Origin of the sequence: Lysinibacillus sp. FSL P2-0066 (genome assembly GCF_037969495.1) — a bacterium.
GTDB lineage: Bacteria > Bacillota > Bacilli > Bacillales_A > Planococcaceae > Lysinibacillus > Lysinibacillus boronitolerans.
This window is the reverse complement of the sequence record NZ_CP150202.1, coordinates 1,572,013-1,596,869: the sequence shown is the minus strand read 5'-3', so window position 1 is coordinate 1,596,869 and position 24,857 is coordinate 1,572,013. Positions and strand designations below refer to the sequence as shown.

General features: G+C 38.0%; 23 protein-coding genes. 6 read left to right on the top strand and 17 right to left on the bottom strand.

Annotation, left to right across the window (positions count from 1 at the left end):
- Positions 1 to 7: 7 nt before the first annotated feature.
- Positions 8 to 3,619: a dynamin family protein gene (locus tag MKZ14_RS07665; RefSeq protein ID WP_333005879.1), complete on the bottom strand. Its 3,612-nt coding sequence runs from the start codon at positions 3,617 to 3,619 to the stop codon at positions 8 to 10.
- Between the two features lie 245 nt (positions 3,620 to 3,864).
- Here MKZ14_RS07665 and MKZ14_RS07660 point away from each other — a divergent pair, with 245 nt between their 5' ends.
- Together MKZ14_RS07660 and MKZ14_RS07655 are read left to right on the top strand one after the other, a co-directional pair.
- Positions 3,865 to 4,290 carry a DUF4183 domain-containing protein gene (locus tag MKZ14_RS07660; protein ID WP_312124488.1) on the top strand — a complete coding sequence of 142 codons (426 nt, stop codon included), beginning with the start codon at positions 3,865 to 3,867 and terminating at the stop codon, positions 4,288 to 4,290.
- Positions 4,291 to 4,314: 24 nt separating this feature from the next.
- Positions 4,315 to 4,635, top strand: a complete 321-nt coding sequence (locus MKZ14_RS07655) for a DUF4183 domain-containing protein (protein ID WP_016991913.1) — start codon at positions 4,315 to 4,317, stop codon at positions 4,633 to 4,635.
- 43 nt (positions 4,636 to 4,678) lie between these two features.
- On the opposite strand, the gene MKZ14_RS07650 is transcribed toward MKZ14_RS07655, so the two are convergent.
- The 11 genes from MKZ14_RS07650 to MKZ14_RS07600 all read right to left on the bottom strand — a co-directional run bounded on the left by MKZ14_RS07650 (position 4,679) and on the right by MKZ14_RS07600 (position 16,678).
- A complete protein-coding gene (locus MKZ14_RS07650) occupies positions 4,679 to 5,410 on the bottom strand; it encodes a 5-oxoprolinase subunit PxpA (RefSeq protein WP_339280778.1) in 732 nt (243 codons plus the stop codon).
- A complete protein-coding gene (locus MKZ14_RS07645) occupies positions 5,410 to 6,273 on the bottom strand; it encodes an allophanate hydrolase subunit 2 family protein (RefSeq protein WP_339280777.1) in 864 nt (287 codons plus the stop codon). The genes MKZ14_RS07650 and MKZ14_RS07645 overlap by 1 nt, the downstream gene beginning before the upstream one ends.
- Positions 6,274 to 6,276: 3 nt before the next feature.
- Positions 6,277 to 6,972, bottom strand: a complete 696-nt coding sequence (pxpB, locus tag MKZ14_RS07640; RefSeq protein WP_036077491.1) for a 5-oxoprolinase subunit PxpB — start codon at positions 6,970 to 6,972, stop codon at positions 6,277 to 6,279.
- Positions 6,956 to 7,570, bottom strand: coding sequence for a pyroglutamyl-peptidase I (pcp, locus tag MKZ14_RS07635; protein ID WP_016991915.1), 615 nt, complete (start codon positions 7,568 to 7,570; stop codon positions 6,956 to 6,958). Before pcp ends, pxpB begins: the two co-directional genes overlap by 17 nt.
- 5 nt (positions 7,571 to 7,575) lie before the next feature.
- Positions 7,576 to 10,401, bottom strand: a complete 2,826-nt coding sequence (locus MKZ14_RS07630; protein ID WP_339280776.1) for a M14 family metallopeptidase — start codon at positions 10,399 to 10,401, stop codon at positions 7,576 to 7,578.
- 8 nt (positions 10,402 to 10,409) lie between these two features.
- On the bottom strand, positions 10,410 to 11,312 hold the full coding sequence (locus MKZ14_RS07625) for an ABC transporter permease (RefSeq protein ID WP_016991918.1): 903 nt from the start codon (positions 11,310 to 11,312) through the stop codon (positions 10,410 to 10,412).
- Complete coding sequence (gene nikB, locus MKZ14_RS07620) at positions 11,312 to 12,244, bottom strand: nickel ABC transporter permease (protein WP_036077499.1); 933 nt, start codon at positions 12,242 to 12,244, stop codon at positions 11,312 to 11,314. The genes MKZ14_RS07625 and nikB overlap by 1 nt, the downstream gene beginning before the upstream one ends.
- Positions 12,245 to 12,311: 67 nt before the next feature.
- Entirely contained in the window at positions 12,312 to 13,892 is a 1,581-nt protein-coding gene (locus MKZ14_RS07615) for an ABC transporter substrate-binding protein (protein WP_016991919.1), read from the bottom strand.
- A gap of 32 nt (positions 13,893 to 13,924) precedes the next feature.
- A complete protein-coding gene (locus MKZ14_RS07610; protein WP_016991920.1) occupies positions 13,925 to 14,716 on the bottom strand; it encodes an IclR family transcriptional regulator in 792 nt (263 codons plus the stop codon).
- The gene (locus tag MKZ14_RS07605) at positions 14,713 to 15,690 is read right to left on the bottom strand and encodes a dipeptide ABC transporter ATP-binding protein (protein ID WP_036077504.1); all 978 of its coding nucleotides are present in this window, start codon (positions 15,688 to 15,690) and stop codon (positions 14,713 to 14,715) included. The genes MKZ14_RS07610 and MKZ14_RS07605 overlap by 4 nt, the downstream gene beginning before the upstream one ends.
- On the bottom strand, positions 15,665 to 16,678 hold the full coding sequence (locus MKZ14_RS07600) for an ABC transporter ATP-binding protein (RefSeq protein ID WP_026023343.1): 1,014 nt from the start codon (positions 16,676 to 16,678) through the stop codon (positions 15,665 to 15,667). Before MKZ14_RS07600 ends, MKZ14_RS07605 begins: the two co-directional genes overlap by 26 nt.
- Positions 16,679 to 17,159: 481 nt before the next feature.
- Between MKZ14_RS07600 and MKZ14_RS07595 the strand changes: the two genes are divergently transcribed.
- From MKZ14_RS07595 to MKZ14_RS07580, 4 genes are all read left to right on the top strand, one after another.
- Complete coding sequence (locus MKZ14_RS07595) at positions 17,160 to 17,621, top strand: chemotaxis protein CheX (protein WP_004269332.1); 462 nt, start codon at positions 17,160 to 17,162, stop codon at positions 17,619 to 17,621.
- 287 nt (positions 17,622 to 17,908) lie between these two features.
- Positions 17,909 to 18,079 (top strand): hypothetical protein, encoded by a 171-nt coding sequence (locus tag MKZ14_RS07590; RefSeq protein WP_175400755.1) that lies wholly within the window; start codon positions 17,909 to 17,911, stop codon positions 18,077 to 18,079.
- 24 nt (positions 18,080 to 18,103) lie between these two features.
- Positions 18,104 to 18,595, top strand: a complete 492-nt coding sequence (locus MKZ14_RS07585) for a cytochrome b5 (protein WP_016991924.1) — start codon at positions 18,104 to 18,106, stop codon at positions 18,593 to 18,595.
- Complete coding sequence (locus MKZ14_RS07580) at positions 18,582 to 20,243, top strand: b(o/a)3-type cytochrome-c oxidase subunit 1 (RefSeq protein ID WP_016991925.1); 1,662 nt, start codon at positions 18,582 to 18,584, stop codon at positions 20,241 to 20,243. Before MKZ14_RS07585 ends, MKZ14_RS07580 begins: the two co-directional genes overlap by 14 nt.
- A 64-nt stretch (positions 20,244 to 20,307) precedes the next feature.
- Here MKZ14_RS07580 and MKZ14_RS07575 read toward each other — a convergent pair whose 3' ends face one another.
- The 5 genes from MKZ14_RS07575 to MKZ14_RS07555 form a co-directional block, all read right to left on the bottom strand.
- Positions 20,308 to 21,804, bottom strand: a complete 1,497-nt coding sequence (locus tag MKZ14_RS07575; protein ID WP_339280775.1) for a carboxypeptidase M32 — start codon at positions 21,802 to 21,804, stop codon at positions 20,308 to 20,310.
- A gap of 76 nt (positions 21,805 to 21,880) precedes the next feature.
- Complete coding sequence (locus tag MKZ14_RS07570; RefSeq protein WP_339280774.1) at positions 21,881 to 22,975, bottom strand: AraC family transcriptional regulator; 1,095 nt, start codon at positions 22,973 to 22,975, stop codon at positions 21,881 to 21,883.
- A 267-nt stretch (positions 22,976 to 23,242) separates the two neighbouring features.
- Complete coding sequence (mdh, locus tag MKZ14_RS07565) at positions 23,243 to 24,190, bottom strand: malate dehydrogenase (RefSeq protein WP_016991928.1); 948 nt, start codon at positions 24,188 to 24,190, stop codon at positions 23,243 to 23,245.
- Complete coding sequence (locus MKZ14_RS07560) at positions 24,190 to 24,558, bottom strand: BMC domain-containing protein (RefSeq protein ID WP_339280773.1); 369 nt, start codon at positions 24,556 to 24,558, stop codon at positions 24,190 to 24,192. The genes mdh and MKZ14_RS07560 overlap by 1 nt, the downstream gene beginning before the upstream one ends.
- Complete coding sequence (locus tag MKZ14_RS07555) at positions 24,551 to 24,835, bottom strand: EutN/CcmL family microcompartment protein (RefSeq protein ID WP_004269324.1); 285 nt, start codon at positions 24,833 to 24,835, stop codon at positions 24,551 to 24,553. Before MKZ14_RS07555 ends, MKZ14_RS07560 begins: the two co-directional genes overlap by 8 nt.
- Positions 24,836 to 24,857 lie beyond the last annotated feature (22 nt).

The window sequence follows — 24,857 nt, the reverse complement described above, 5'->3', positions numbered from 1 at the left end:
AATCACCTCATGCGTATTGTAATTGTGCGTAAATCGCTTTCCAAGAAGCTAAACGGCTCTCTTCTTGTAAGGCTAATCTTTCTGTGTCAATTTGTTCAAGCGCTTGATGATAGATATAGTAACGTAATTTTTCGGCTTCCTCTGCTATAAACGTAATCGCCCATGTCATGAGGGAAACTTTCTGTGCATCTAAATAATCTTGTGCATCTGGTTTTGTTACAGCTTCTAATGCCTCACTCAGCTTCACTTTTTCATTCTTTTCAAAGAAAGCTTTTTGATTGCGGAAATGAGATTTTACGCTAGCATATTTGGAAATATCCGCAAACGGTCCTTCAAAATCCAATAAATTTGGCTCAGAGGATTCAAAGGCTAGGAATGAGAAGCTTCGATTTAACTCTTTCAATTCGCGCACTTCATCTTTAAAACGTTGTTGCATCTTTTTGCTAATGAACTGCGATAAACGGAAGTTTGTTACACGCATTTCTTGAGTAAAATCAAAACGCAAGCTTTGCATCACTTCTTTTAATGCATGCTCCAACGCTTGCTGTGCTGGCATTGCAGCAAAGGTAGAAGGATTGTAGCCTTCCTTAAAGAACTCAGGGTAACGATAATAAACACGCTGAAGAACATAATAGAGTAGCTCATCAAGCTCCTGTTTTGTTTCACTCTCTAACATGCTCGTATTCAGCACACTGAACTTCGATTGAATATGCTTTTCAAGTGTTGCTAATTCCTCTAGTCGCTCATCTTTACGTTTTAAGTTTTCCTCTGTTTGGGCAATTAAATCCGCCAAACGTTGCTCTGTTTTATCAACTTCCTCTGCAAGAGCTTGAACGGCTAATGCACTCAATTCATCATTTAAGAATGTATGGAAGTCTTTTTCAAATGGTGGCATACCTGATGTTAAATCGGCACCTTCTACCTTTTCCTTCAACGCTAAAAGACTAGATACCCCATATAGTCTAGGGAAGCGAATGCCAAAGCGTTGTAACTCTGAGCGTACATAGCCTTTTACATCTTCCTGTTCTTCATCCGTTGTTGCTAAATCAATCGCATTGACAATAAAGAACATTTTATCAAGCTCAAATGCATCCTTCACACGACCAAGCTGGATTAAAAACTCGCGGTCAGCTTTGGCAAAGGCATGGTTATAGTACGTAATAAATAGGATGGCATCAGCATTACGAATATATTCAAATGCTACGCCTGTATGGCGGGCATTAATAGAGTCCGCTCCTGGCGTGTCAACAAGTGTCACGCCCATACGTGTTAATGGACTATCATAATAGAAGTCGATATTGTCAACAAAGCAAGATTTATTCTCTTGTGCTACAAATTTTTCAAACTCTTCACGGTCTACACGAAGAATAGAGCCAAACTCAGACTTAAAGGTTGGATAGCCTTCTTTATAGGCACGAATAAATGATTTATGAACATTTAAACGTTCGTCCGTTAACTGAACGGCAAGCCCTTCATCAGCACGATTATAGGCTTCCTCCAATGACGAGACAGACAAACCAATCGCCGCATAGGAGCCTTGAATATCCTCTAGCATTTGTTCTGCAGTTTTAAGCTGTACATCCGCTGTTTCATGTGGGTGCTCAGGTGTAACTGGACGAATTTTATTGATGGCCGCAGTTGTTGGGTTTGGCGATACAGGTAACACCTTGGCTCCCATTAAAGCATTCGAGAAGGAAGATTTCCCAGCACTAAATGCGCCAAACAAAGCAATCGTAAAATCCTTTTTCTGTAAACGTTCTACTTTATTTTCAAGGTATTGGGCAACTTCGGCAAAGCCTTGCACCTCTTTGACTGCATTGGCAGTATGGAGTGCACGGTTAATCACACCTTCGATTGGTAGAGTCGTTGCACTAATAGCTTGCTGAGCTTCCTCTTGTTGGACGATTTGCTCTTTTGGCTGCAACATGGACTCGTCAAATAATCGAATTTCTGCTAAATCTTGCTTAAATGATTGTTCCCAATTTGTAAGCTGTTGATTGGCAACTTGACGAATTTCATTGCTCGCTTGATGCATAGTGCTTGCACTATATTGCTGATAGCCTTCAATTTCAAGGACTGCATTAATGGCATCTACTTTGTCCTGCATACCCGCCATTTTTAATTTTGACGGTGCAGCAGTTTCTGTTGCTACAGCTTCAAGTGTTGGCGCTTGCGCATTTTTCCAGCTATCTGTCTCCTGAATGAAGTAGCGCTTTGTTGCTTCTGCGACACGGTTAGCGAAGTTTAGCACAGCATCACCTGTTAAAATAGCGCCTGTTTGAACTTGCTGCTCAATTAATGAAAAAGGTAAGTCAAATACATAGGCATCAATGGCAGCGGCACGTTCCTCGTTTAATGCACTAACGTCCTTCAATGCCTTTTTCATAAGGCCTTTTAAATGCCCCGTGATTTGTGCATGGACCACATTTTGATAGGCACTATACGCATCCTCTTTACGTCGGTTTCGCTCTTCCTCTGTTTTTTTCTTTGCAGTAAAGAGCCCACCAACTTTAAAGCCTTCCTGCATACTTTCTAAATAAAGGCGTAAGCGATCGCGTAAATCAGCTGGCATAATTGCAGCATTCGCGAGCAACTCCTTACGTTGCTCCTCAAACGTTTCGTTCCAAGCTTCTACTGAGAATAATTCAACCTGACGATTTAATTTATTGTATTGCTCTAAAATATCTTGATGGTGTGCCCAGTCATCCGCACTTAAAATTTCTTCATCAATTGCTAAACGATCCTGTCTTTCTTCCATTAAATAATTGTCATGCTCGCTTTGCAATAAACGCAATGTATTCGTAGCTGTTTGTACAAGCTGCTCCTGCCAATCATTCATACTGTCCATCACGATTTTCTTTACTGCCTCAAAATCATTATGTGGATGTTCAGGCTCTCTTAATGATGTGAAGAAAACACCCTTCGGTACAACACCCCATGCTGCAAAGGATTGATGAACAGTTGCTTTAAATTCTTCGAAGCTCAATTCATTATCTTTATGCTTATCAATCATATTGACAATTAAATAAACATTTGGATTATATTTCATTAATTGCTTTGTGAATTGGAAATTTAATTCCGACTGCACATGGTTGTAGTCCATTGTATAAAATACGATATCAGCAATATGTAATGCTGATTCCGTTGACATGCGGTGTGCATCATCTGTGGAGTCTACCCCTGGCGTATCCATTACAGTGACACCTAGTGGTAGTGTAGAGGCACTGTGTCCAATCTCAATCTGTGACACTAAATCCCCATTTTTACTTAGCTCTTTTACTGTTTTAAAATCATAGCCAGCCTCAAATTTTACAGGCTTTTCATTGTGCATGTAAACAATCGCATAGTCTTCCTCTGATTTATGGACTTTTACGATGTTCGCACTTGTTGGAATTGGACTAGATGCCAGTAGATTTTCACCAGACAGCGCATTAATCATACTTGATTTCCCTGCAGAGAAATGGCCTGCAAAGCCAATCACATACTCTTTTTGCTGAATTTTTCGAGCAAAAAGTGATGTTTTATCCATGCGCTCTGTATCACCATTATGCTGATAAATTATGTATTGCAAAGAGGCTTGCTTTAATAGCCCCTCCAATTGTTGTTCAAAATCTTTCATGAAACCAGTAACCCCTTTATCATTAATTATTCATAATTAGTATTCTACCTTATTCAACTAGCAAAGTATAACACTAATTTAAAGCATATATGCCAACGTTTCCATCCTTACAAAAACATGTTTATACAAAAAATCTATGCCAAATGATAGATGGTCAACTAGTTCTTTTTGTATTTACTTCATATTTTATAGTAAGCATATTCGGGGCAAAGTTATATTTTTTTATGAAGGGAGTGTGATGCCATATGATGAATCCTAAGCCTCATCAAATCATTGAAAAATATTGCTCATGTAACTGTGAGGATCGATTTATCTGGCCCCGTATAAAGGCAACTAGCGGCATACCCATTAATCCTCCTCCTGAAATAGTCCCAGAAGGAACGGTTATACCAACGATCCAACGATATTTTTATATCGTTACAGCCGATCTTGATCTATCTAATGGGGCAACTCTTCCAGCCGATCTCTTTTGGAATGATGAAGCAAATTCCGTTACTGAGTTTGCAGTTTTTTCACCCAATGGTTACGTTAACCTTTATATTAATGCAGTAATGCAGGAAGGCGGTATTTATACGGTAACCCCAGCCTCCCTGACAATCGTACCCTATAATGCGACATTGTATAGAGGAACACCCATTATTATTGAATCGCTAGGCTTTACAACAAAATAAAGGAAATGAAAGGAGGTGAAACGGGTGGCACTTTCCATTATTAATATTCACGTCAATGTAACCGGTAGTTCTACAAGATTTTTTAACGTCTTAGCTGCACCACTAGCCATTGCAGATGGCACAACAGTCGCTGCAACAACGTTTTTAAATGATAGCGGTACAGCCGCAACAGCATTCCCAGAAGTCGCAAATGGTTACTATAACTTATATATCAATGGTGTTCTTCAGGAGGGTGGTGCCTATACAGTTTCTACAACTGAAATAACGTTCAATACTGTCACAGGTACACTTTCTGCTGGTACGCCCATTGTGCTAGAAGCTGTTGAGCTAGTGACAACAATCTAAATAAAATGGATGCCTTGTTTAGGGCATCCATTCTTACATTTTATTATAATTGCTGTCTAATACCTCCAATTTTTTTCGCATAATCTAGCGCATGGGGGCCATCACCGTGAATACATAAGGTTTGCACCGCAACTTTAATTTTTCGGGACTGGACTGACAACACTTCATTAGCAGTCAAAATACCTTTTACATGCACTAGCATTTCTTCTTCCGATTGTATTAAGGCATTTGGTTCCTGTCTGTTCACTAATGTGCCGTCATCGTTATAGCGTCGATCCGAAAAAACCTCCTCATATACCGGAAGCCCTATGTCTCTAGCAATCTCTACGATGAGGCTACCAGATAAGGCATATAAAATAAGCTGTGGATTAAAATCATACACTGCATTGACTACAGCTAACGCTTTTTCACGGTCATTCGCGCATTGATTATAGAGAGCGCCATGTGGTTTAACATGATGAAGCGTACCTTTTTCAATCTGCACAAATGCTTGTAAGGCACCAATCTGATAAACTAACATATCATAAATTTCAGCTGGGCTACATTCCATATTGCGGCGACCAAATCCCTCTCGATCAGGATAGCCTGGATGTGCACCAATATGAACATTTTTATTAATGGCACTGCGGACAATTTGATGCATAATCGAATGATGTCCAGCATGGTAGCCGCATGCAATATTGATGGAAGTTACATAGTCTAATAGTGCTTCGTCTTTACCTGTGATAAATGCATTATAGCTTTCACCTAAATCACAATTAATATCAATTGGCATCATGCTTCCTCCAGTACAAAGTGAATAGTGTTAAACATACGCATTTGCGCTACTTTATGTAAATCCTCTTCATGAACTGTCGCAATAATAGGATAGCCACCTACTGTTTGAGCATCAGCCATTAGGATAATGGGATCACCACTTTGCGGCACTTGGATCGTACCGAACTGTGTAGCTTCTGACAGTATATCTTTCATTTCCTGAAGTTGTAAGGCAGGTCCTTTTATGTAGTAGCCCATACGATTGCCGCCGATAAATTGAAAAGGATTTTGTAAAAATTGTTGCTGACTCTTTTCTGTAAATAAATGAAAGTGCGGTCCTTTAAACAATCGAACCGTAATGGAACTGTCAAATTTCGGACGATAGGGTGCATATAGCCCTCTATTATATTTTAAAGACGATGATACCTGCCCATACAAAATACTTCCTTTTGTAATCCGTGTTCCCAAATTGCCAAGCGGAAGGCAGGATTGGCTACCAAGCTCATCGTTTGTACGAAAACCTCCTAATGGAGTTAAGTAAACAATAGAGCCTTGATGGACACCCTTGATAGCTAATCTATCTCCCCTCGTTAAATGGAATGTTTTCCACATTTCGATTGGTACATGATTAACCAAGCATGTACTATGCCCCCCTGTTAATACATAAACACAATCAGCAAGCGCCTCGAATTCAAAACCACCCACAAACATTTCAAAAGACGTTTGATCATGGTGGTGATGTAAGATTCTCTGAGCTGCTTGAAACGATCGGTTATCCATTGGTCCAGATAACGGAATACCAAATGCCCGATAGCCGTACCTTCCTTTGTCTTGTAAGCTACCATAAACCCCTTGTTTTGTTACGAGCAGAAGTGGCTTCAAACGCTACACTCCTTTGCTTTTCATTTCCCAAAATTGCTGTTTGGTTATTTCATAAAACTGAACTTCATCACCAAGTTCAAATAAAAATGGCTCTTTGCCATGAACATCAAATAAATCCAACGGTGTTTTCCCTATAATATTCCAGCCACCGGGTGAATCGACAGGATAGATTCCTGTTTGTCCACCCCCAACTCCAACAGAGCTTGCTGATACAGATGCCCTTGGTTTCTGTAAGCGTGGCACAAATAATTTAGAATCAAGCTCGCCTAAGTAAGGAAAGCCTGGTAAAAAGCCGATTAAATACACATAATAGCTTTTGGACATATGCAATGTTTTAATGTCCTCAAAAGGTAAACCTGTAAAATTCATGACGCGCTTTGAATCTAAGGCAAATTCCTCATCATAGCAGACAGGTATTTTTAAAAATCGATTCGTTCCTTTATCAATTGTTGTGGAGGCTTGCATCTCAAGCCACTGCATTTCTAAACGTTCAACATCTATATTTTGTTTAATATAAGCTGTTACTGTATGGTAGCTTGCAACACTTTCAACTAGGTTATGTCGTAGCTGCTGTTTCAGAAAACGATTAAACGTTTGGACCGCGTGAAAGTTTGAGTGGGAGATTTCCTCCTTGAATGCAAAACGAATAGTATGTTGACTAATCCACATCGAATGAGGAAAATCAATGATTGGTTGCACGTGCCGTCTCCTCAATACAAAGCTTTACTGCAGCTATCAAATCTCCGATATTCCAGCCGGGAATTTTGCCATGTTGGATTGCCAGCTCAAATGATGCTGGAATATGAATAAAGCCAGCACGAACCCCTTTATGTTGCTGGGCATAAGCAAGCCCTTCATACATAATGTTATTACACAAGTATGTACCCGCTGTATTAGAGATTTCCGCTGGATATCCTTCTGCCTGCAAACGATTTACCATACTGCGAATCGGTAAGTTTGTTAGATAAGCATCCTCCCCCTCCTCATAGATACTCTCATCAACGGGTGTATAGCCATTATTATCAGGCTCTCCGTCTTTCACATTAATGGCAATGCGCTCTGGTGTTACTTTAAAACGTCCTCCTGCTAACCCTAATGAAATGATGATTTGTGGTTTCACTTCTTCTATATGTTGTTTTAATTGCTCCGCTGATTGCTGAAAATCAACAGATAAAATTCGTCCGACGATATCATAGCTATCTATCTTCTTTCCATTTAATGCTTCCACAATTTGCATTGTTGGATTTATTTTAAAATCAAGAAATGGTTCAAACCCTGTTACTAATATTTTTGTCATATTTGTCACCTGATTTCTATCGGACGTTTTTTAAAGTAGCGTCCAAATTGTTTAATTTTATTTACTTTAGTAGAAAGTGCTGCTTCAATAATAGCTTGATTAAATAATTTATGTGCTTCAATACAAGAAGTTAATTCTTCATCATAAACAATTTCATCAGACACTTCAGAAATGATATCTAGAGCCACCCACTGCGGGTAGCGTAATATACTTACAGATGAGTATGTTGGCGTAACTTCCATACTTCGATAAAAATTTATATTTCCCATTTCTTCAATTGGGTACTTTTGTGGATCCCACTTTGTGCCATATTTATAGTAGCGTTCACGCCAATATGCATTTTCTTGGGCAAATATTGTACCCTCAAAAATCATATTCACTTTTTCAGCTACTCGTTCTAGATTCGTAGCCTGGACTTCCCTCGTATCATAATCCGCATATCGACCAATTCCGTAGATCTTAGCACTTGGAAGCGTGTAAGAAACAGGGAAAATAGGTGGACACGCATATCCTGCGAATGGTTGAACCCATTCACGAGCAGGGATTCCATGATCATCAATCACTATATCAGGTGCCCATTTTTTTAAGATAAGTGGTAAAACATTTGCCTCACCAAATACACTTTCTTGGAATTTGACATAGGCAAACTCTAAACCTACCGCATTAAATCTTGCAGCATGATGTTTCCATTTTGGATGTTCTTTTGTCAAGCTCTCCATTATTTCATAACCATCTGGATTTGATAGCGGAATAATGATTATATTAATCTTTTTTAAGATTTCAGGATGGTGACAAATAATATCTTCCATGAGCTCTAATATAGCAGGTGTACTAGATACTTCGTTTGGATGATGGCCCGCTTCAAAGACAATCGTATGCTTTTCATCCGATTTTTTAAGTCCTGAATAAAAGTCACTAGTAATAGGCTCAGTCACTTCAAAAAATGGAATGACATTCCCTTTGTAAGATATATCCCCATAATTTAGTTTGACCTCAGAATAATTTTGATACCGCGTTGATAGTTGATAAACATTTTTAATTTTGTATTTTAAATTATCATTCATTTTCATTACTTTCAGATAATTACCTAAATACATTTCTACTGTTTCAAATTGCCCCTCTTGGTTAAATAAAATTCTTTTTGTAACTGGAACTAAATTGGTTTTTTCATGCCATTTGTATGCCCGTATTACACTTTTAATAGGCTTATAAATATTTTCCTCTATATGAATAAAGGGAATAATACCACCAGGAGCTTGATAAGGTTGATTAACTAATCGGCGACCGAGTTCATTAAAATAATCAAGCGTGTTAAAATAAAGGTCTTCGTATAACGCTTCAAAGGACGAGTTTGCTTCTTGCTTCACGTTTAATTCTTCTTCAATTCCAGATGAAGTAAAGTCAATTTCGATGCGATCAAATAAAGGGAACAATTGTCCTTGATCACGATTTGTTACATCAATATTTAATTTTCCCACTATCTGAGGAAGAAACTCATTGATATACGTTTTATAGAAACGCTCACGATCTGACAATATTGCATTTTCTTGAACCAGTTTCCCATCTTCAAATAACCTATACCCCGCTGTAGTTGGATAGACTTTTCTCTGACCATCAACATAATCCAATTCACTAATCAGCGGATTTAATTCAGCAATTAATAGATCATCAACATAGACACTATAGATGTGCTGCTGTGTGCTTGAAAGCTCAAATTGTACATTTTCTTTCGGTATGCCATATTGCATTTCAATCAATTCGTCCACTGGGTAAAGTTCCATAATCCAGCGATTATGTTGTTCTAAACCATTTTGATTAACCCCATCTTTACATATTATTTTTACTTGTTCAAAATGACCCGAAACAGATGGAAGTACTTCCTCTAATATCCAGTATAACCCTGTTTTAAACGCAGAGCGAACTGTAATTGTCTTTAAATTTGAAAATTTCTTATACAAATCTAAACAATATTCATCTCGATTTTTTTTAGAAGCTGTAAGATAGATTTCAGCATCAAGCATTTTATTTGGTTCATCTTGCAAAGCATTTAAAATATACGATGCTTCCGATTCATCTTCCCATGTTGTTTCATACAACAAATCTGCTACATTTACTTGTTTTTCGTTTAGCTCCCAAACACCAAATAAGCCACCTTCAGACACATGCTTTTCTTTTGCTATTGAATGTAGGACAGTCGGTAAGCAATCTTTAGTACCACAAATTTGAATAACGTTTCTAGAACTTAACTCCATGAAATTTTCAGTTCCTTGCTTGATATCAATCGAGAACTGTCGATGATCTTCTGTGACAACTGGTAAAGAAACAGAGGTAGCATACAGTCCTAAACGTAATGCAAGATAGCAAACTTCTTTTATAATGGCGTTTGACGTGATTTCTTGTTGTAAATTAATTTTCACACTTAAATGCTGATGTGGATGTGCCTCGTCCTTCTCACCAGTTCCATAGGCTGACCACAGATGACTTAAACTTTCATAATAAGAGGATGGAATATCTGTATGCGTTTCGGCCATTCCTTCACTTGCTATCGTACTTAACAACGTTGACAGCGAAGACTCAGTCTCATAATAGAGTGTAAAGATAGACCCATTCTGTGAAATAAATGTACTACTATGTTGTAAAAATTCCATTGAGTACTGCTGATTAGACGCTTGAAATAAATCAAAATCTATTTCATTTGACTCTAAGCCTAACCTCGCACAAAAATCAATCAATCCGATTGGAACAAGATTTGTAGGTAAGTTTATAAATAAAGAAGGCTTTTTTAGGGTTTCATTCTTATTAAATAAAATTGAAAATATTTTAGAGTTCACACTATCACCTAAACTTTCATATTTGGATCTAAGCGATCTCGTAGCCAATCTCCTAGTAAATTAAAGCCTAGTACAGTTAACATAATTGCAATACCTGGAAATACAGAAATCCACCAAGCTGACGTCATATAATTCCGACTGTCTGCTAACATTCCGCCCCACGAAGGTACTGTCGGTTCAACACCTAACCCTAAAAATGTTAGTGAAGCCTCTAATAAGATAAACTCTGCGATACACATCGTTGCTAACACTAAAATCGAAGAAGCAACATTTGGTAAGATGTGCTTAAGGATAATTTTAAAATGTGTGCCTCCGATTGCCTTTGCAGCCTGTATATATTCTTGTTCCTTTAGAGCTAAAATCTCCCCTCGAATTAGCCTAGCAAAACTAACCCAATATGTAAGTCCAAGAATAATAATGATTTTTTCAATCCCTGTTCCAAATACACTCATAATTACAATTGCTAGTAAAATAAATGGCAGACCTAATTGAACTTCAGCTAACCTCATGATTAAATCGTCCATCCATTTCCCAAAATACCCTGACACAATTCCAAGAAATGTTCCAAGGACTAACGAAATGAGCACACCACAAATCCCTACCAAAAGGGAAATACGAGCACCATATATAATCCTACTTAGCAAATCCCGTCCAACTTGGTCTCCCCCAAGTAAATATTGAGATTTACCAGTATCGTCTAACCATTTAGGCAAATCTAGACGATGTCCTAAGCTAGCTGCTCCTGGATCATGTGGAGCAATATAAGGGGCAAATATCGCACATAGAATAGTCGTGACAACTAATAATAGACCGATTATCCCAGTTGGATTATTTTTAATAAACTTTAAAATACTTATTATTCTACTAACCTTTTTTATTTCGACTGTTTCTGCTTCCATTATCTGTGTCATTAATTGTCACCTCTTCCAGTGCGTATTTTTGGGTTAATTAATGAATAACATAAATCCACAATTAGATTAACGACAATCATGATAAGAGCTAGGAGAATTACTCCACCCTGTACGACTGGATAATCTCGTTGATTAATAGAATCAACAATTAATCTTCCGATTCCTGGCCAAGAAAATACTTGCTCTACAATAACAGCCCCCCCTAAAAGTCCACCGAACTGTAACCCAACAAACGTCACAGTTGGCAATAAGGCATTTCGAAAGGCATGTCGAATAATGACAAGCCATTCTCTAATTCCTTTTGCTCGAGCAGTTGTCACATATTGCATTTTAAGCACCTCAAGCATAGAGGTACGAATTAATCGAACTAAAATACCAGATAAAATCAGACCCAATGCAATGGATGGAAGGATCAATGAGCTAAACCCATCAAAGCCCGATACAGGTAACCATTTTAACTGAACAGCAAAGATCAAGATTAGCATAAACGCTAACCAAAAATTAGGGAAAGAGATACCTAATAAAGAAAAAATACGACCAAAAATATCAATGGACTTGCCTTTATAAACTGCAGATAGGATACCGATAGGAATAGCGATTAACAATGCTACAGTCATCCCCCCTAAAGCAAGTGCTAGTGTTGGCCATGCTCGTTCTAACAACATTTCCAAAACTGGACTATTCGAACGATACGATGTACCAAAATCAAGCGTTACTAAATCTTTCATGAATATGATATATTGCTCCCAAATAGGCTTATCTAAACCCAACTTTGCTGTCAGTTCCTCTACTGCTTGTTGTGAAGGTTCCCCAGCACCGAACATGATGCTTACCGGATCCCCCGTTAAACGAATGGCGAAAAATATAATTAATGAGACAGCAATTATCACCAACACTGTATGCGATAAACGTCGTAGTATATAGGAAAGCATAATTCCATCCTCCTAATTTGAAATGAAAGAGATAGTATGACAAGCATACTATCTCATAATTTTTTACTTACTCGACAGTGACACCTTCAAATCTAAAGCGGCCATCATGAGGTGGTTGGAAATCTTTTATTCGTTTATTCACTGCGTATATTTCAACCTCAGAATATAAATTAACTTCTGCAGCATCTTCATATAACACTTCTGTCAGCTCTTTAAAGATTTTTTGACGCTCCTCATTATTAATCGTTGCTCGCTCTGCCGCTAATAATTGTTCAACTTTTTCATTTTTATAGGATGGATTCCAGAATTCCCCTTCGTGATACATTAAATAAGCTGTATTATCAAAATCTAAAGTCCAACCACCCCAGCCATTTTTATACATTTGACCAGCTTTCCCTTGTGGTATTAACTCTGATTGGAATGTAGTATTTTCCACACTATTAATAGAAACTTTTAATCCCACTTCTTGTAAATAAAATGCTACTGCTTGGGCTATTTCTTTAAATGTTCCATCCGTACCTGGAATAAAGAATTCAAGTGTAGTACCTTCAGGAACCTTAGCTTCTGCAAGTAATTTTTTTGCTTTTTCTGGATCATATGGATATGGCTCTAAATCTTTGTTATAGCCAAAAGATAGATTACTTTGGAACGAACTAATGAGGTTGCCATAGCCACCTAAAATTTCTTTCACTATTGTTTCCTTATCAATGGCATAGTTAATCGCTTGACGAACACGTACATCATCAACAGGCTTTTGTGCTGTATCAAAACGAATTGAATACGCTGTAGGAGTGGACACATCCTTTAATTCAATGAAATCAGTTCCTTCTGCTGTTGCCGCTTGCGAAACCTCTAAACGTGTCATAATATCAATATTTCCTGTTTGTAATTCTGCCAGTGCCGTCGCTGTCTCTGGAATCACTTTAAATGTTACTTTATCTAGTTTAATAGCATCTTTATTCCAATAATCTTCATATCGCTCAATAACTACTTGTTTATCACGTTGATAATCAGTCATTTTAAATGGACCAGTACCAACAGGCTTCATGTCAAAATTCTCTGCACCCTGTTCTTGGATATATTTAGGTGGTACGATGACAGCACCATATCCTGAAAGTTTAGTCAATAATACTGGGTCAATGGCATTTAGGTGCATAGTGACTTCATAGTCACCTGTCACTTCAACATTGTCAATCGACGTATAGTTTGAATATTGCGGACCTTGTTGACCTTCTTCTCCTAGTAGACGATCAAATGTAAATTTAACTGCTTCCGCATTAAACGGTTCGCCATTATGGAAGGTAACACCTTGTCGTAGTTTAAAAACAATCGTTTTATCATCTATATATTCCCAAGATTCCGCTAACCCTGGTTGAATTTCTAAATCTAAAGAACGACTAACTAATCCTTCAAATACCGATGTTGCTACTGTACTCCAAGCAAGTAAAAATGTATCAATTGGGTCCCAGTTTTGTGGGTCTCCTGCCACACGAATAACTAATTCATTTCCACGTGTTGCTGCTGGATTTTCACCAGATGATTTACTACTATTTTTACTTTCGTCTTTTGATGATGTACCGCCACTACATGCTGTTAAAACAATCATTATACAAACAAGTAATAGCGCAATCCATTTTTGTTTCTTCATACATTGTTCATCCCCTTTTGTATTTGTGCTATCTATACGCCATAAGGATATGGCATCGAATAACCTAGTTCAGCAGATATTGAAGCTGCCGTTTCCCACAGACCTTCTAAAAATTCATTTATTTTTTCTTTTGGTATGAGTGTCTCTATGCCCGCTATACTAATCGAGTATTCTACCTTGCGTTCACTATTGAAAATCGGTACTGCTATTGATACAGTGCCTTCTTCCAATTCTGACACGCTGTAGGCATAGCCATTTTTTTTCCCAAATTCAATTAGTTCAAATATCTCTTCATCAGTAACAGGTGTTCCACTAGCATATTTTTTACGAGTTTTTTGAAGTACCTCACTAATTTTTTCCTCTGATTGAAAGGATAAAAGTATTCTTGAACAAGCGCCTGCATAAAGAGGTGCTCTTCTCCCCACCCGTGTATATAATAAAACTGGTTTTAAACTTTCGATTTTTTCGATATAAAGACCATCTGTTTCATCCAGTATGCTTAGTTGAACAGCCAAGTCAAACTTCTGTTGCAACATCTTCATATACGGTATAGCCAAAGAACGAATTTCAATTGAATTTGCAGCAATTGCACCTAATTCAATGAGTTTATTCCCAAGTAGATAATGATCACTCAATACTAACTGTCCACCGCTTTGAACGTAAGGACGTTTTAATACGCCTAAATCTGTAAATGTTTTTAAAAACCTATGTAAAGTCGGTTTAGGAATATCCGTTTCGATCGCTAGCTCGTCTAACCGCCAAGAAGGTTTTTCTTCAGTAAATAACGTTAAAATATTAATACCTTTTTCCAATGTTTTGCTCATGTTAATCGCTCCATTTGCTCTTCATAAAGTAAACAGGAAACTTCATGCTTATCGCCAATTTTTTTGAATTTTGGAGGTGTCACTTTACATATTTCCATGCAGTTTGGGCATCGTGTATGGAATGTACAACCCGATGGTGGATTAGCAGGATTGGGAACATCTCCACTTAGCACAATTCGCTCCTTTACTTTTGAAGGATGAGATTTTGGTAATGCCGATAGTAAAGCTTTTGTGTATGGATGTTTAGGATTATTAAATAATTCGTGTTTATCTGCCATTTCCACTAACTTTCCTAAATACATTACCCCTATGCGGTCACAAAAATGATGCACTACACTTAAATCATGTGATATGAAAATGTAGGTAAGGTTCATTTCCTTTTTTAAATCTTTCATAATATTTAATACTTGAGATTGAATGGAAACATCCAGAGCAGATACTGGTTCATCTGCAACAATCAATTTTGGATTGGACACTAATGCTCGAGCAATTCCAATCCGTTGTCTTTGACCACCTGAAAATTCATGTGGAAAACGTTCTAACTGCTTTTGTGTAAGTCCAACCTGTTTAGCTACTTCATAAACGCGTTGTTTTCTCTCTTCCTTTGTACCTATTCCAAAATTCACCAAAGGTTCTTCGATTATTTTAAACACCTTCATACGAGGATTAAGGGAAGAAAAAGGGTCTTGAAAGATGATTTGCATATCACGGCGCTTTTGACGTACCTCTTTTGGGCTAAGAGTGGCAATATTTTCTCCATTCAGTAAAATTTCACCCTCAGTAGGTGTTAGAAGCTGAATTAATGTTTTACCCATAGTGGACTTTCCGCACCCAGACTCTCCGACAATTCCTAAAACCTCACCCTCATTTACAAAAAATGAAACATCATCTACTGCTTTTAAATGACCTGAACGTGATCCTTTAACTGGAAAATATTTCTTTAAGTGTTTAACTTCTAACAATGGACTGCCCATTGACAATTCCCCCTCCTACTTCGTTCTCTTCGTACAGCCAACATCTAACTTTGGTACCAATAGAGGTTGTATATAGATCAGGCTTCTTTTTACATTGATCTGTTGCAAATTCGCAGCGATCGAAAAATCTACAACCTGAAGGCATATCGGATGGTGATGGCACCACCCCTTCTATTGATGGAAGGTACTCTTGTTCTGATTCAATGTCAGGCAATGAATTTAATAACCCTTTTGTATATGGATGAAGCGGATAATTAAACAAATCTAGCACTGTTGCCTCTTCAACAATTTCACCAGCATACATCACAATTACTTTCTCACATATTTCTGCTACTACACCAAGATCATGGGTAATTAAAATGATGGACATATCTAGTTTTTCTTGTATGTCTCTCATTAAATCTAAAATCTGAGCCTGGATTGTCACATCTAATGCTGTAGTAGGTTCATCTGCAATTAATATTTCTGGTCCACAAGCCAATGCCATGGCGATCATAACCCTTTGTCGCATTCCTCCTGATAATTGATGAGGATATTCATTCACTACTTTATCTGGACGAGGAATACCTACGAGACGAAGCATATCAACGGCACGTTCATGAGCTTCTTTCCTTGAAATTTTTTCATGGCTATGAATCATTTCCATAATTTGAGAACCAACCTTATATACTGGATTGAGCGAACTCATTGGTTCTTGAAATATCATAGAAATTTTTTTCCCACGAATCTTTCGCCATTCCTTATTCGACTTTTTATTAATTTGTTTTTGATCTATGTAAACTTCTCCACCTTGCCAGTTAACCCCAGCAGGTAACAATCCCATAAGTGAAAGTGATGTCATGCTTTTTCCACAACCTGATTCCCCTACAATCCCCAAAGTTTTTCCTTTTTCAAGTTGAAATGATACTCCATTCACAATGGCAATATCTTTTTTATTTTGTTGAATACCTATTTTCAAATCGCTTACTTCTAAAATATTCAAACTCATTTCCCCCTCCGTTCCAAAATATGAAACGCGATTCCATTTTTTAAAATCTTAACAGAAAAACTTGGTTATTTCAATAGTTTTCAGAAAAAAATAAAAATTCATCTTAATTAAATTATTCCGAAAAAACATTTAATTTTTTTATCATTCCTAGAAATACAAAAAAACATGGTCCGAATATTCGGACCATGCCTATAGATGTTTAACAAGTATTAGCTCTTATTTCAAATGTGCAGTTGCCTGGTTCATGACGTATTTTCCAACTCCAATATAGATCACTACTGCTGCTCCAATCAATACGAAAGTCATTGCGAACCGCTCCTTCTTAGTTATTTTTCGTTAAGTTTTCAGACGTTTACATTGAATTTGAAAATCATTCTCATTAATATATTATAAATTTCACGTTAATTCGTCAAGACATACTTTCATCTTACCCTTTTTACATGGTAAGATGTAGAAAAGTCGGAAAAAGGATGCGGTAATGATGAGTAATTCGAAGTACTTTCAAACTATTTTAAACGGGACAATCCACGCTTTAAAAACCATTCTTCCTATGGATATAGAAGTAAAGTCGCCTAGTATTATTTCTGAACCCTTTCAACAGCAACAAATGGGCGTATTAATTGGCTTAATCGGAGATTTAAAGGGACGCGTTATCATTGACTCCTCTCCCGAAGTGTTCAGCGGGATCGGTAGTACTATGTTCGGTATGCCGCTTGAAGGAGAAATGCTAGAATCCTTTACAGGGGAATTTGGTAACATGATTGCAGGAAATTTATGTACAGCTGTTGGGCAAGAAAGCTTAGAAATTGATATCACTCCGCCAACAGTGATGGTGGGCAATACAAAATTATATGGCTTTGAAAAGGCCTTTGCTCTCCCAGTTTCGGTCCCAAGCGTCGGTGCCCTAACAGTTCTATTAACAATTGAAGAAGAAGCGGAATAGAAGCTTGGTAGGTTTAAAGTCTGTTCCAAATAAGACATTGTATGCAAGACATTCAGCATGTATGTGTAAGATTTGCCTTTCGCCCACAAGGGAATGAGAAGGACTGTTCTCCCTTCCTTAAAATCTATTATTTTTATTAAAAAAAGTTAATTACAATCATTAAGCAAGCCATCTCAATGACTTTTGAGATGGCTTGTTTTTTTTCTCTCTTAAATCCTTCACACTTTCTTCACATAATTCTTCTAGAAGTGTGATTTTTTTCACATCAAAATGCAGGGGATTTTTATATGATGACTGTAAGAAACACAACAATAAAAAGCGTAGGAGGAGCAAAAATGGCAAATAAAAAGAAGTCAGATGAAAATTTAAAAGGTTCACTCTATGCAGTTTTTGGAGTAGGTATTATCATCATTTTACTTTGGGTGTACTGCTTCGATTTGTTCATTGGACGGTTTTAATCTACGAAGAAGGGACAGAAACATATGCACATACATAAGTATGAGAAATACTGGCTTGTGTTTGGAGTTACCACTTTAGTGGCATTCCTGATCATTCTCGGTATCGGAGCATTTCATCAAGGCTCCCATCCAAACAATGGTAAAAAAACACTAGATTACGAGAAAGTGAAAGAGACAGCACCTTTTGATAATCCAGGTGTCCATAAGGTAGAAGGTAAGGATTGGGATTACGAAGTGGTGGTAATTGCTTCTGCATTCAATTATAATCCTCCACAAATTGAGGTTCCACTTGGTGCAAAAGTGAAATTTATCGCAACAAGCGAGGATGTTATGCATGGTTTTGAGGTTGCAGGTACGAATATCAATATGATGCTTGAGCCTGGCTATATTTCGGAATATGTGACAGAAGTCAATAAGGTTGGCGAGTTTTTAATCGTATGTAATGAGTATTGTGGTACTGGACATACGATGATGCACTCTATGCTAAAGGTGGTGGATTCAAATGAGTCACACTAATTCAATGACAAAAGTGGATCGTCGAGATGCAAAGCTAGCAATGGCACATATTTACGTGGCATTTATCGCATTGTTATTAGGTGGTCTTGCAGGTTTATTACAGGTTTTTGTACGCTCTGGTCAATTTACATTACCAGCAGGCATTGGTTATTATCAAGTACTAACAGTTCATGGTGTATTACTCGGTCTTATATTAACTACATTCTTTATTTACGGCTTCCAAATTGCAAGCGTAAGTCGAACATCTGGTACATTCACTGATACTCAGAGAAAACTTGGCTGGATTGGTTTTTGGTTAATGACTATTGGTACAGCTGCTGCAGCAACGATGGTTTTATTGAATAAGGCAACTGTTCTTTATACATTCTATGCGCCATTAAAGGCACATTGGATTTTCTATTTAGGTCTTACATTCGTCGTAGTTGGTTCTTGGGTTGGCGGCGCAGGTCAAATTTTACGTTATGTCCAGTGGCGCAAAGAAAATAAAGCGAGTGGACAACGCAGCCCATTACTATCATTTATGGTAGTTGTTAATAATTTAATGTGGTTCGTGGCAACGCTTGGTGTGGCAGCTTCTGTTTTAATTCAATTGTTACCATGGTCCTTAGGTTTAATTGAGCGTGTCGATGTGGCATTATCGCGTACCCTTTTCTGGTATTTTGGCCATGCGCTCGTATACTTCTGGTTATTACCTGCCTATATGGTGTGGTACGTGATTATTCCAAAAGTAATTGGCGGGAAAATTTTCTCCGATTCTTTAGCAAGACTTTCGTTTATGCTGTTCTTACTCTTCTCTATTCCTGTTGGGATTCACCATCAGTTAACAGAGCCTGGTATTGATGGTACATGGAAGTTCATTCAAGTTGTTTTAACATTTGCTGTAATCGTGCCTTCTCTCATGACGGCCTTCTCGATGTTTGCAATGTTCGAGTTACGTGGACGTGAATTAGGTGGCAAAGGACTATTTGGTTGGTTTAAAAAATTACCTTGGAAGGATGCTCGTTTCTTCGTACCATTTATCGGTATGGTGTCATTTATTCCAGGTGGTGCAGGCGGAATTGTCAATGCCTCTTATCAAATGAACCAATTAATTCATAATACTATTTGGGTTACAGGGCATTTCCATTTAACGATTGCCACAGCTGTTGTTTTAACTTACTTCGGTGCGGCATTCTGGTTAATTCCACATTTAACAGGCCGTACACTTTCGAAGTCTTTAAATAATCTTAGTAATTTCGCTGGTATCTTATGGGCTACTGGTATGACGATTATGTCTTCAGCAATGCATATTGCTGGTCTGATTGGTGCGCCTCGTCGCTCAGATTACTCAGAATATGGTGGCGCTCAGCAGGCTTACGATTGGATTCCTTATCAAATCGCACAAGCTGTGGGTGGAACAATTCTCTTTATCGCCATCCTAGTGATCATTTATATCGTGGTGAAATTAGCTTGGTTCGCACCTAAAGGCGAAGAGGAATTCCCAGTAGGTGATGTACATGAGCTTAGCGGTCCGACACCAGCTATTTTAGAAAACTTTAAAATATGGCTTGTTATTTTAGTAGCCTTAATTTTATTCGCTTACACAGTACCAATTATCGATATTATTTCAAACTCACCAGCCGGCTCCAAAGGCTATCAATTGTGGTAAGCATCCAAACGCATCTTCCTATAAAAAAGCGATTTCTCTGTAACGAGAAATCGCTCTTTTCACTTTATAATTGATAGAGTTTCGTATATTTTTCTTGTAAATAGTCTGCTAGGTACTTCGCATTTAAGCCTTCCCCTGTCGCTTCTTGTAATAGCTCGAATGGCTTTTTCAATGCTCCATATTGGTGGACCTTGTCTGTTAACCACTCACGAATAGGTAGTAGCTCTCCCTTTTCTAGTAATTCATCAAAATTAGGAATATCCTTGTCCATCGCGTGCTTCCATTGCGCTGCATAGATCATTCCTAACGCATAGGATGGGAAATAGCCAAACATGCCACCTGACCAGTGCATGTCTTGTAATACTCCCTGTGCATCTGTCTCAGGACGAATACCTAAATATTCCTCATATTTATCATTCCATACCTGTGGGAGATCCTTCGCCTGTAAATCGCCATTGAAGAGGTCACGTTCAATTTCATAGCGAATCATGATATGTAATGGATATGTTAGTTCATCTGCTTCAATGCGAATCAATGATGGTTCTACCATATTGATGGCACGTAAAAAATCGGCTAATGCAACATCGCCAAATTGAGCTGGTGAGAAGTGTTGAAGACGCTCATAGTTATGCTCCCAGAACTTTTCATTTCTACCGACAAAGTTTTCATAAAATAATGATTGGGATTCATGAATCCCCATCGATGTACCAGTAGCTAATGGCAGACCTGCAAGTTTTTCATCAATGTTTTGCTCATACATCGCATGACCACACTCATGAATCGTGCCAAAAATAGCTGAACGGAAATCATTTTCATCATATTTAGTCGTAATACGAGCGTCACCATAATTTAAGCCGATCATAAATGGATGGACACTTTCATCCAAGCGACCAGCATCAAAGTCATAGCCGAGCTGAGTAAGCAATTCTAACGATATTTCACGCTGTGCCTCTCGCGGGAAATGCTTAAATAGCATGCTAGTATCAGGTTTATTCGATGAATGAGCAATTTTTTGAACAAGCGTCACAATAGATTCTCGTAATTCACCAAATACTTGATCTACGACATCTGTTGTCATATCTGGCTCATATAAATCTAGTAATGTATTGTAGGGAGATCCATTTTTAATGCCCCAATATTGAATGAATTTTTTCTGCCATTGAATGATTTCTTCTAGGTATGGTAAGAATAGAGCAAAATTATTCGTTGCCTTCGCTTCTTCCCAAGCCGTTTCTGCCTTCGATTGAAGAATGACGAATTCTTTGTATTCATTCGCAGGAATTTTTTTATTTTGATCGTAATTCTTTCTTACTTCTTCTACTAGACGCAGTGTTACATAGTCAAGATCAGCTTTTTGTGACTCTAATGCTGCTAGAAGCTCTCCTAGTTCTTCACTCGTCTGCATATCAAATAAGGAGGCTGATAATGTACCAATTACCTCAGAACGTTGTGCTAACCCCTTTTTCGGTGCACCCGTCCGCATATCCCAATAAATCACATTGAGCGCTTCCTCATAATGCTGCATTTTCTTCACATAGTCTGTAAATTGTTGAACAGTCATGCATTCATCCTCCTTTTCACGTTATTATTTTATCATATTTTCGAAAATTTTGTATATTGCGGACTTTCTAGGATAATCATTCAGAATATTCCTTTTTTATCTTCTCTATTATTTTAATATATTGTCTATCCCCCAATCCATAGTGTGGAAATAGGGAAAATAATTGCTTTAACAGGTCATTTTGGGATAGATGGAGGTGTTTTTTTATATACGTAGTGATCTCATTCTCTTCATTTAAATAGCTGAAAAATAATTGAATGCCCTGATACATGACAGGTATAAGCGTTGTCTTGGGTAGACGATGGTGCATCAATACCTCCTGATAGACCTCCCCATACGGTCCAAGTTCTATCTCTGTTTCTTCCACTTCATAGGTCATTTCCTTGACCATATAATAATAGACTTTGCCTTGATAGCTTTGTTGCTCTAGGAAAGCGAGGACTGTCAATAAATTCATCTGACAAAACATATCATCTCCAAACCATAAAACAATACATTCATAGTCATTTGTTAACAATGGCTTTAACGGATTCAATGTCACCTGCTCATATTGTTGTAAAGACACCTCATGCCCTATAGCGCGCAGTTTATTAAATTCTTCACTGAAAATCGGATTAATCGTTGGATTCGCACACATCGCTTCATTGAAAGGAACGTAATCACTGTTGCCCATTAATTGTTGTTTTGTGAACTCCTCATACATCATTTGACCATTTAATACATTCAATAGCTCTTGACCGTATTGCGCATTGTTCTTCTCTTGTAATGCTTCAATTTTTAATTTCTGGGAAATATCCATCGTCAACCATCCTCCATCCTCCTGTAATCTCAACTTTACAAAGGTTTGTAAAGGTTGAGGGGACTTTCTGTAATCATTCAGACTTATACCAAAGTACCTTTTAAAAGCTCTAGAAAAGGATTCCTGCGATGAAAAGCCGTAGTGAAAGGCGATGTCGATTATTTTCTTTTGGGGATCTTTTAATGCAATAGTAGAAAGATAAATTTTACGTAGTGATCTATATTTTTTAATCGTCATCCCTGTCGCCTGATGGAATTTAAAAGAACAGTAATAAGGAGAATAACCCATATCCTTTCCTAATTGCTCCAATGAAAATCCTTCTGATAGGTGACGCTCAATCCAATCAATCATCTCCTGTACAATGTTGTTCATCCACATCCCTCCTAATTTCATTATAGTAGAAGCGATAATGATTTTTATGATATAAGTTGTGAATGAAAAAAACTGCAGCAAACTTTAAAGTCTGCTACAGTTTCTGCTCCCATAAATACAGGAGAGCTTTCTATATAATTGGGGATTTATACTAGCCTTCAAGTCATGTTCGGTTTCCAATCAAACATTTTTTGAGCTATCATGAAGCTTTATTGGAAAGAAAGTTGGGGATTCTTTCGATCCATTGAAAAATAGAGTCTGTTTACTCTATTCAATGTTTTGGCAAATAGCAATTACCTGTTTCACAGCCTCTGCAGAGTGCTGAAGGGCTGTTTGTTCTTCATTTGTTAGGTGCAATTCAATGACAGATTCGATGCCATTGCCACCTAAAATAGTTGGTACCCCTAAAAAGAGATCGTGGTACCCATATTCTCCTTCTAATAGGGCAATAGAAGGGATAATTTTTCGTTGATCTTTGATAATAATTTCAACCATTTGGGCACACGCTGCTGCTGGTGCATAGTAGGCACTACCATTACCTAGTAAGCCAACAATTTCACCGCCGCCTTTACGCGTACGCTCCACGATTTGCTGTAGTCGTTCCTGAGGAATTAGTTTCTCTAATGGAATGCCGCCTGCATAGGAATAACGGATTAATGGTACCATTTCATCGCCATGTCCTCCTAGGACGAAGCCTGATACATCCTCTGGTGCTATGTGAAGCTCCTGCGCCACAAATGTGTTGAAGCGAGCTGTATCTAATACACCAGATTGACCAATGATACGATTTTTGGCAAAGCCTGTTTCCTTATGACACACATACGTCATGGCATCAACAGGATTACTCAACACAACAACAATACTATTTGGAGCATAGTGTTTAATTTGTCTTGAAACCTGTTGAATAATTTTAGCATTTGTTGTGACTAAGTCATCACGACTCATCCCTGGTTTACGTGGAATACCTGCTGTAATGACAACAATATCCGCACCAGCGATATCTTCATATTGACTCGTGCCTTTAATGGACACATTGAATTTTTCGATGGGGCCTGTTTGTAGCAAATCCAAAGCTTTCCCTTTTGTCGGGTTCTCGGCCTCTGGAATATCAACAAGCACTACATCGCCTAATTCTTTCTGTGCTAAAAATAAACTCAGTGTGGAACCGGTGTGGCCTGCTCCAATAACAGCGATTTTATTTTTACGAAATGCCATTATGCATCACCTCGATTATCTGTCGCTGATGTTGTTTCTGTTGTTTTTTTAGCACGCGTTGCTGCTGGTGCAGAGACAGCCTTTTTCTTTGGTGCCTCTGGTCCTTTAATCATTTTAAAGACATCTTCATCAGGTCTCGGAATGACGTGAGCGCCTAATAATTCACCAACACGCATAGCGGCTGCTTTTCCAGCCTCTACTGCGGCTTGTACAGAACCTACGTCACCCTTCACGACAATCGTCACGATGCCACCATCCACAAACTCTTGTTTGACGATTGTGACGTCTGACGCTTTAATCATCGCATCAGCAGCTTCATAAGAGCCTACTAATCCTTTTGTATCGATCATTCCAATTGCGCTACTCATTGTCCTCACCTCTCATTACTTCCGTAGAATCAATAATACCAATGACAACTGCATCAATCGGTAACGGATTATCTTTCATGATATAGCGAGATGACCCACCACTTGTAATCAGGACATCATCACCAATACCCGCTCCTATACGATCAGCTGCAACCATTTCTGTGCGAATCGGCTGTTGATTGGAATCAATAGGTTGAATGATTAGTAGCTTTAAACCATTCAGTCCCTCTTCCTTGCGTGTTGCCCATACACTGCCTATCACTCTTCCCATTTGCATGAACTTCACCCTCTTTATGCGA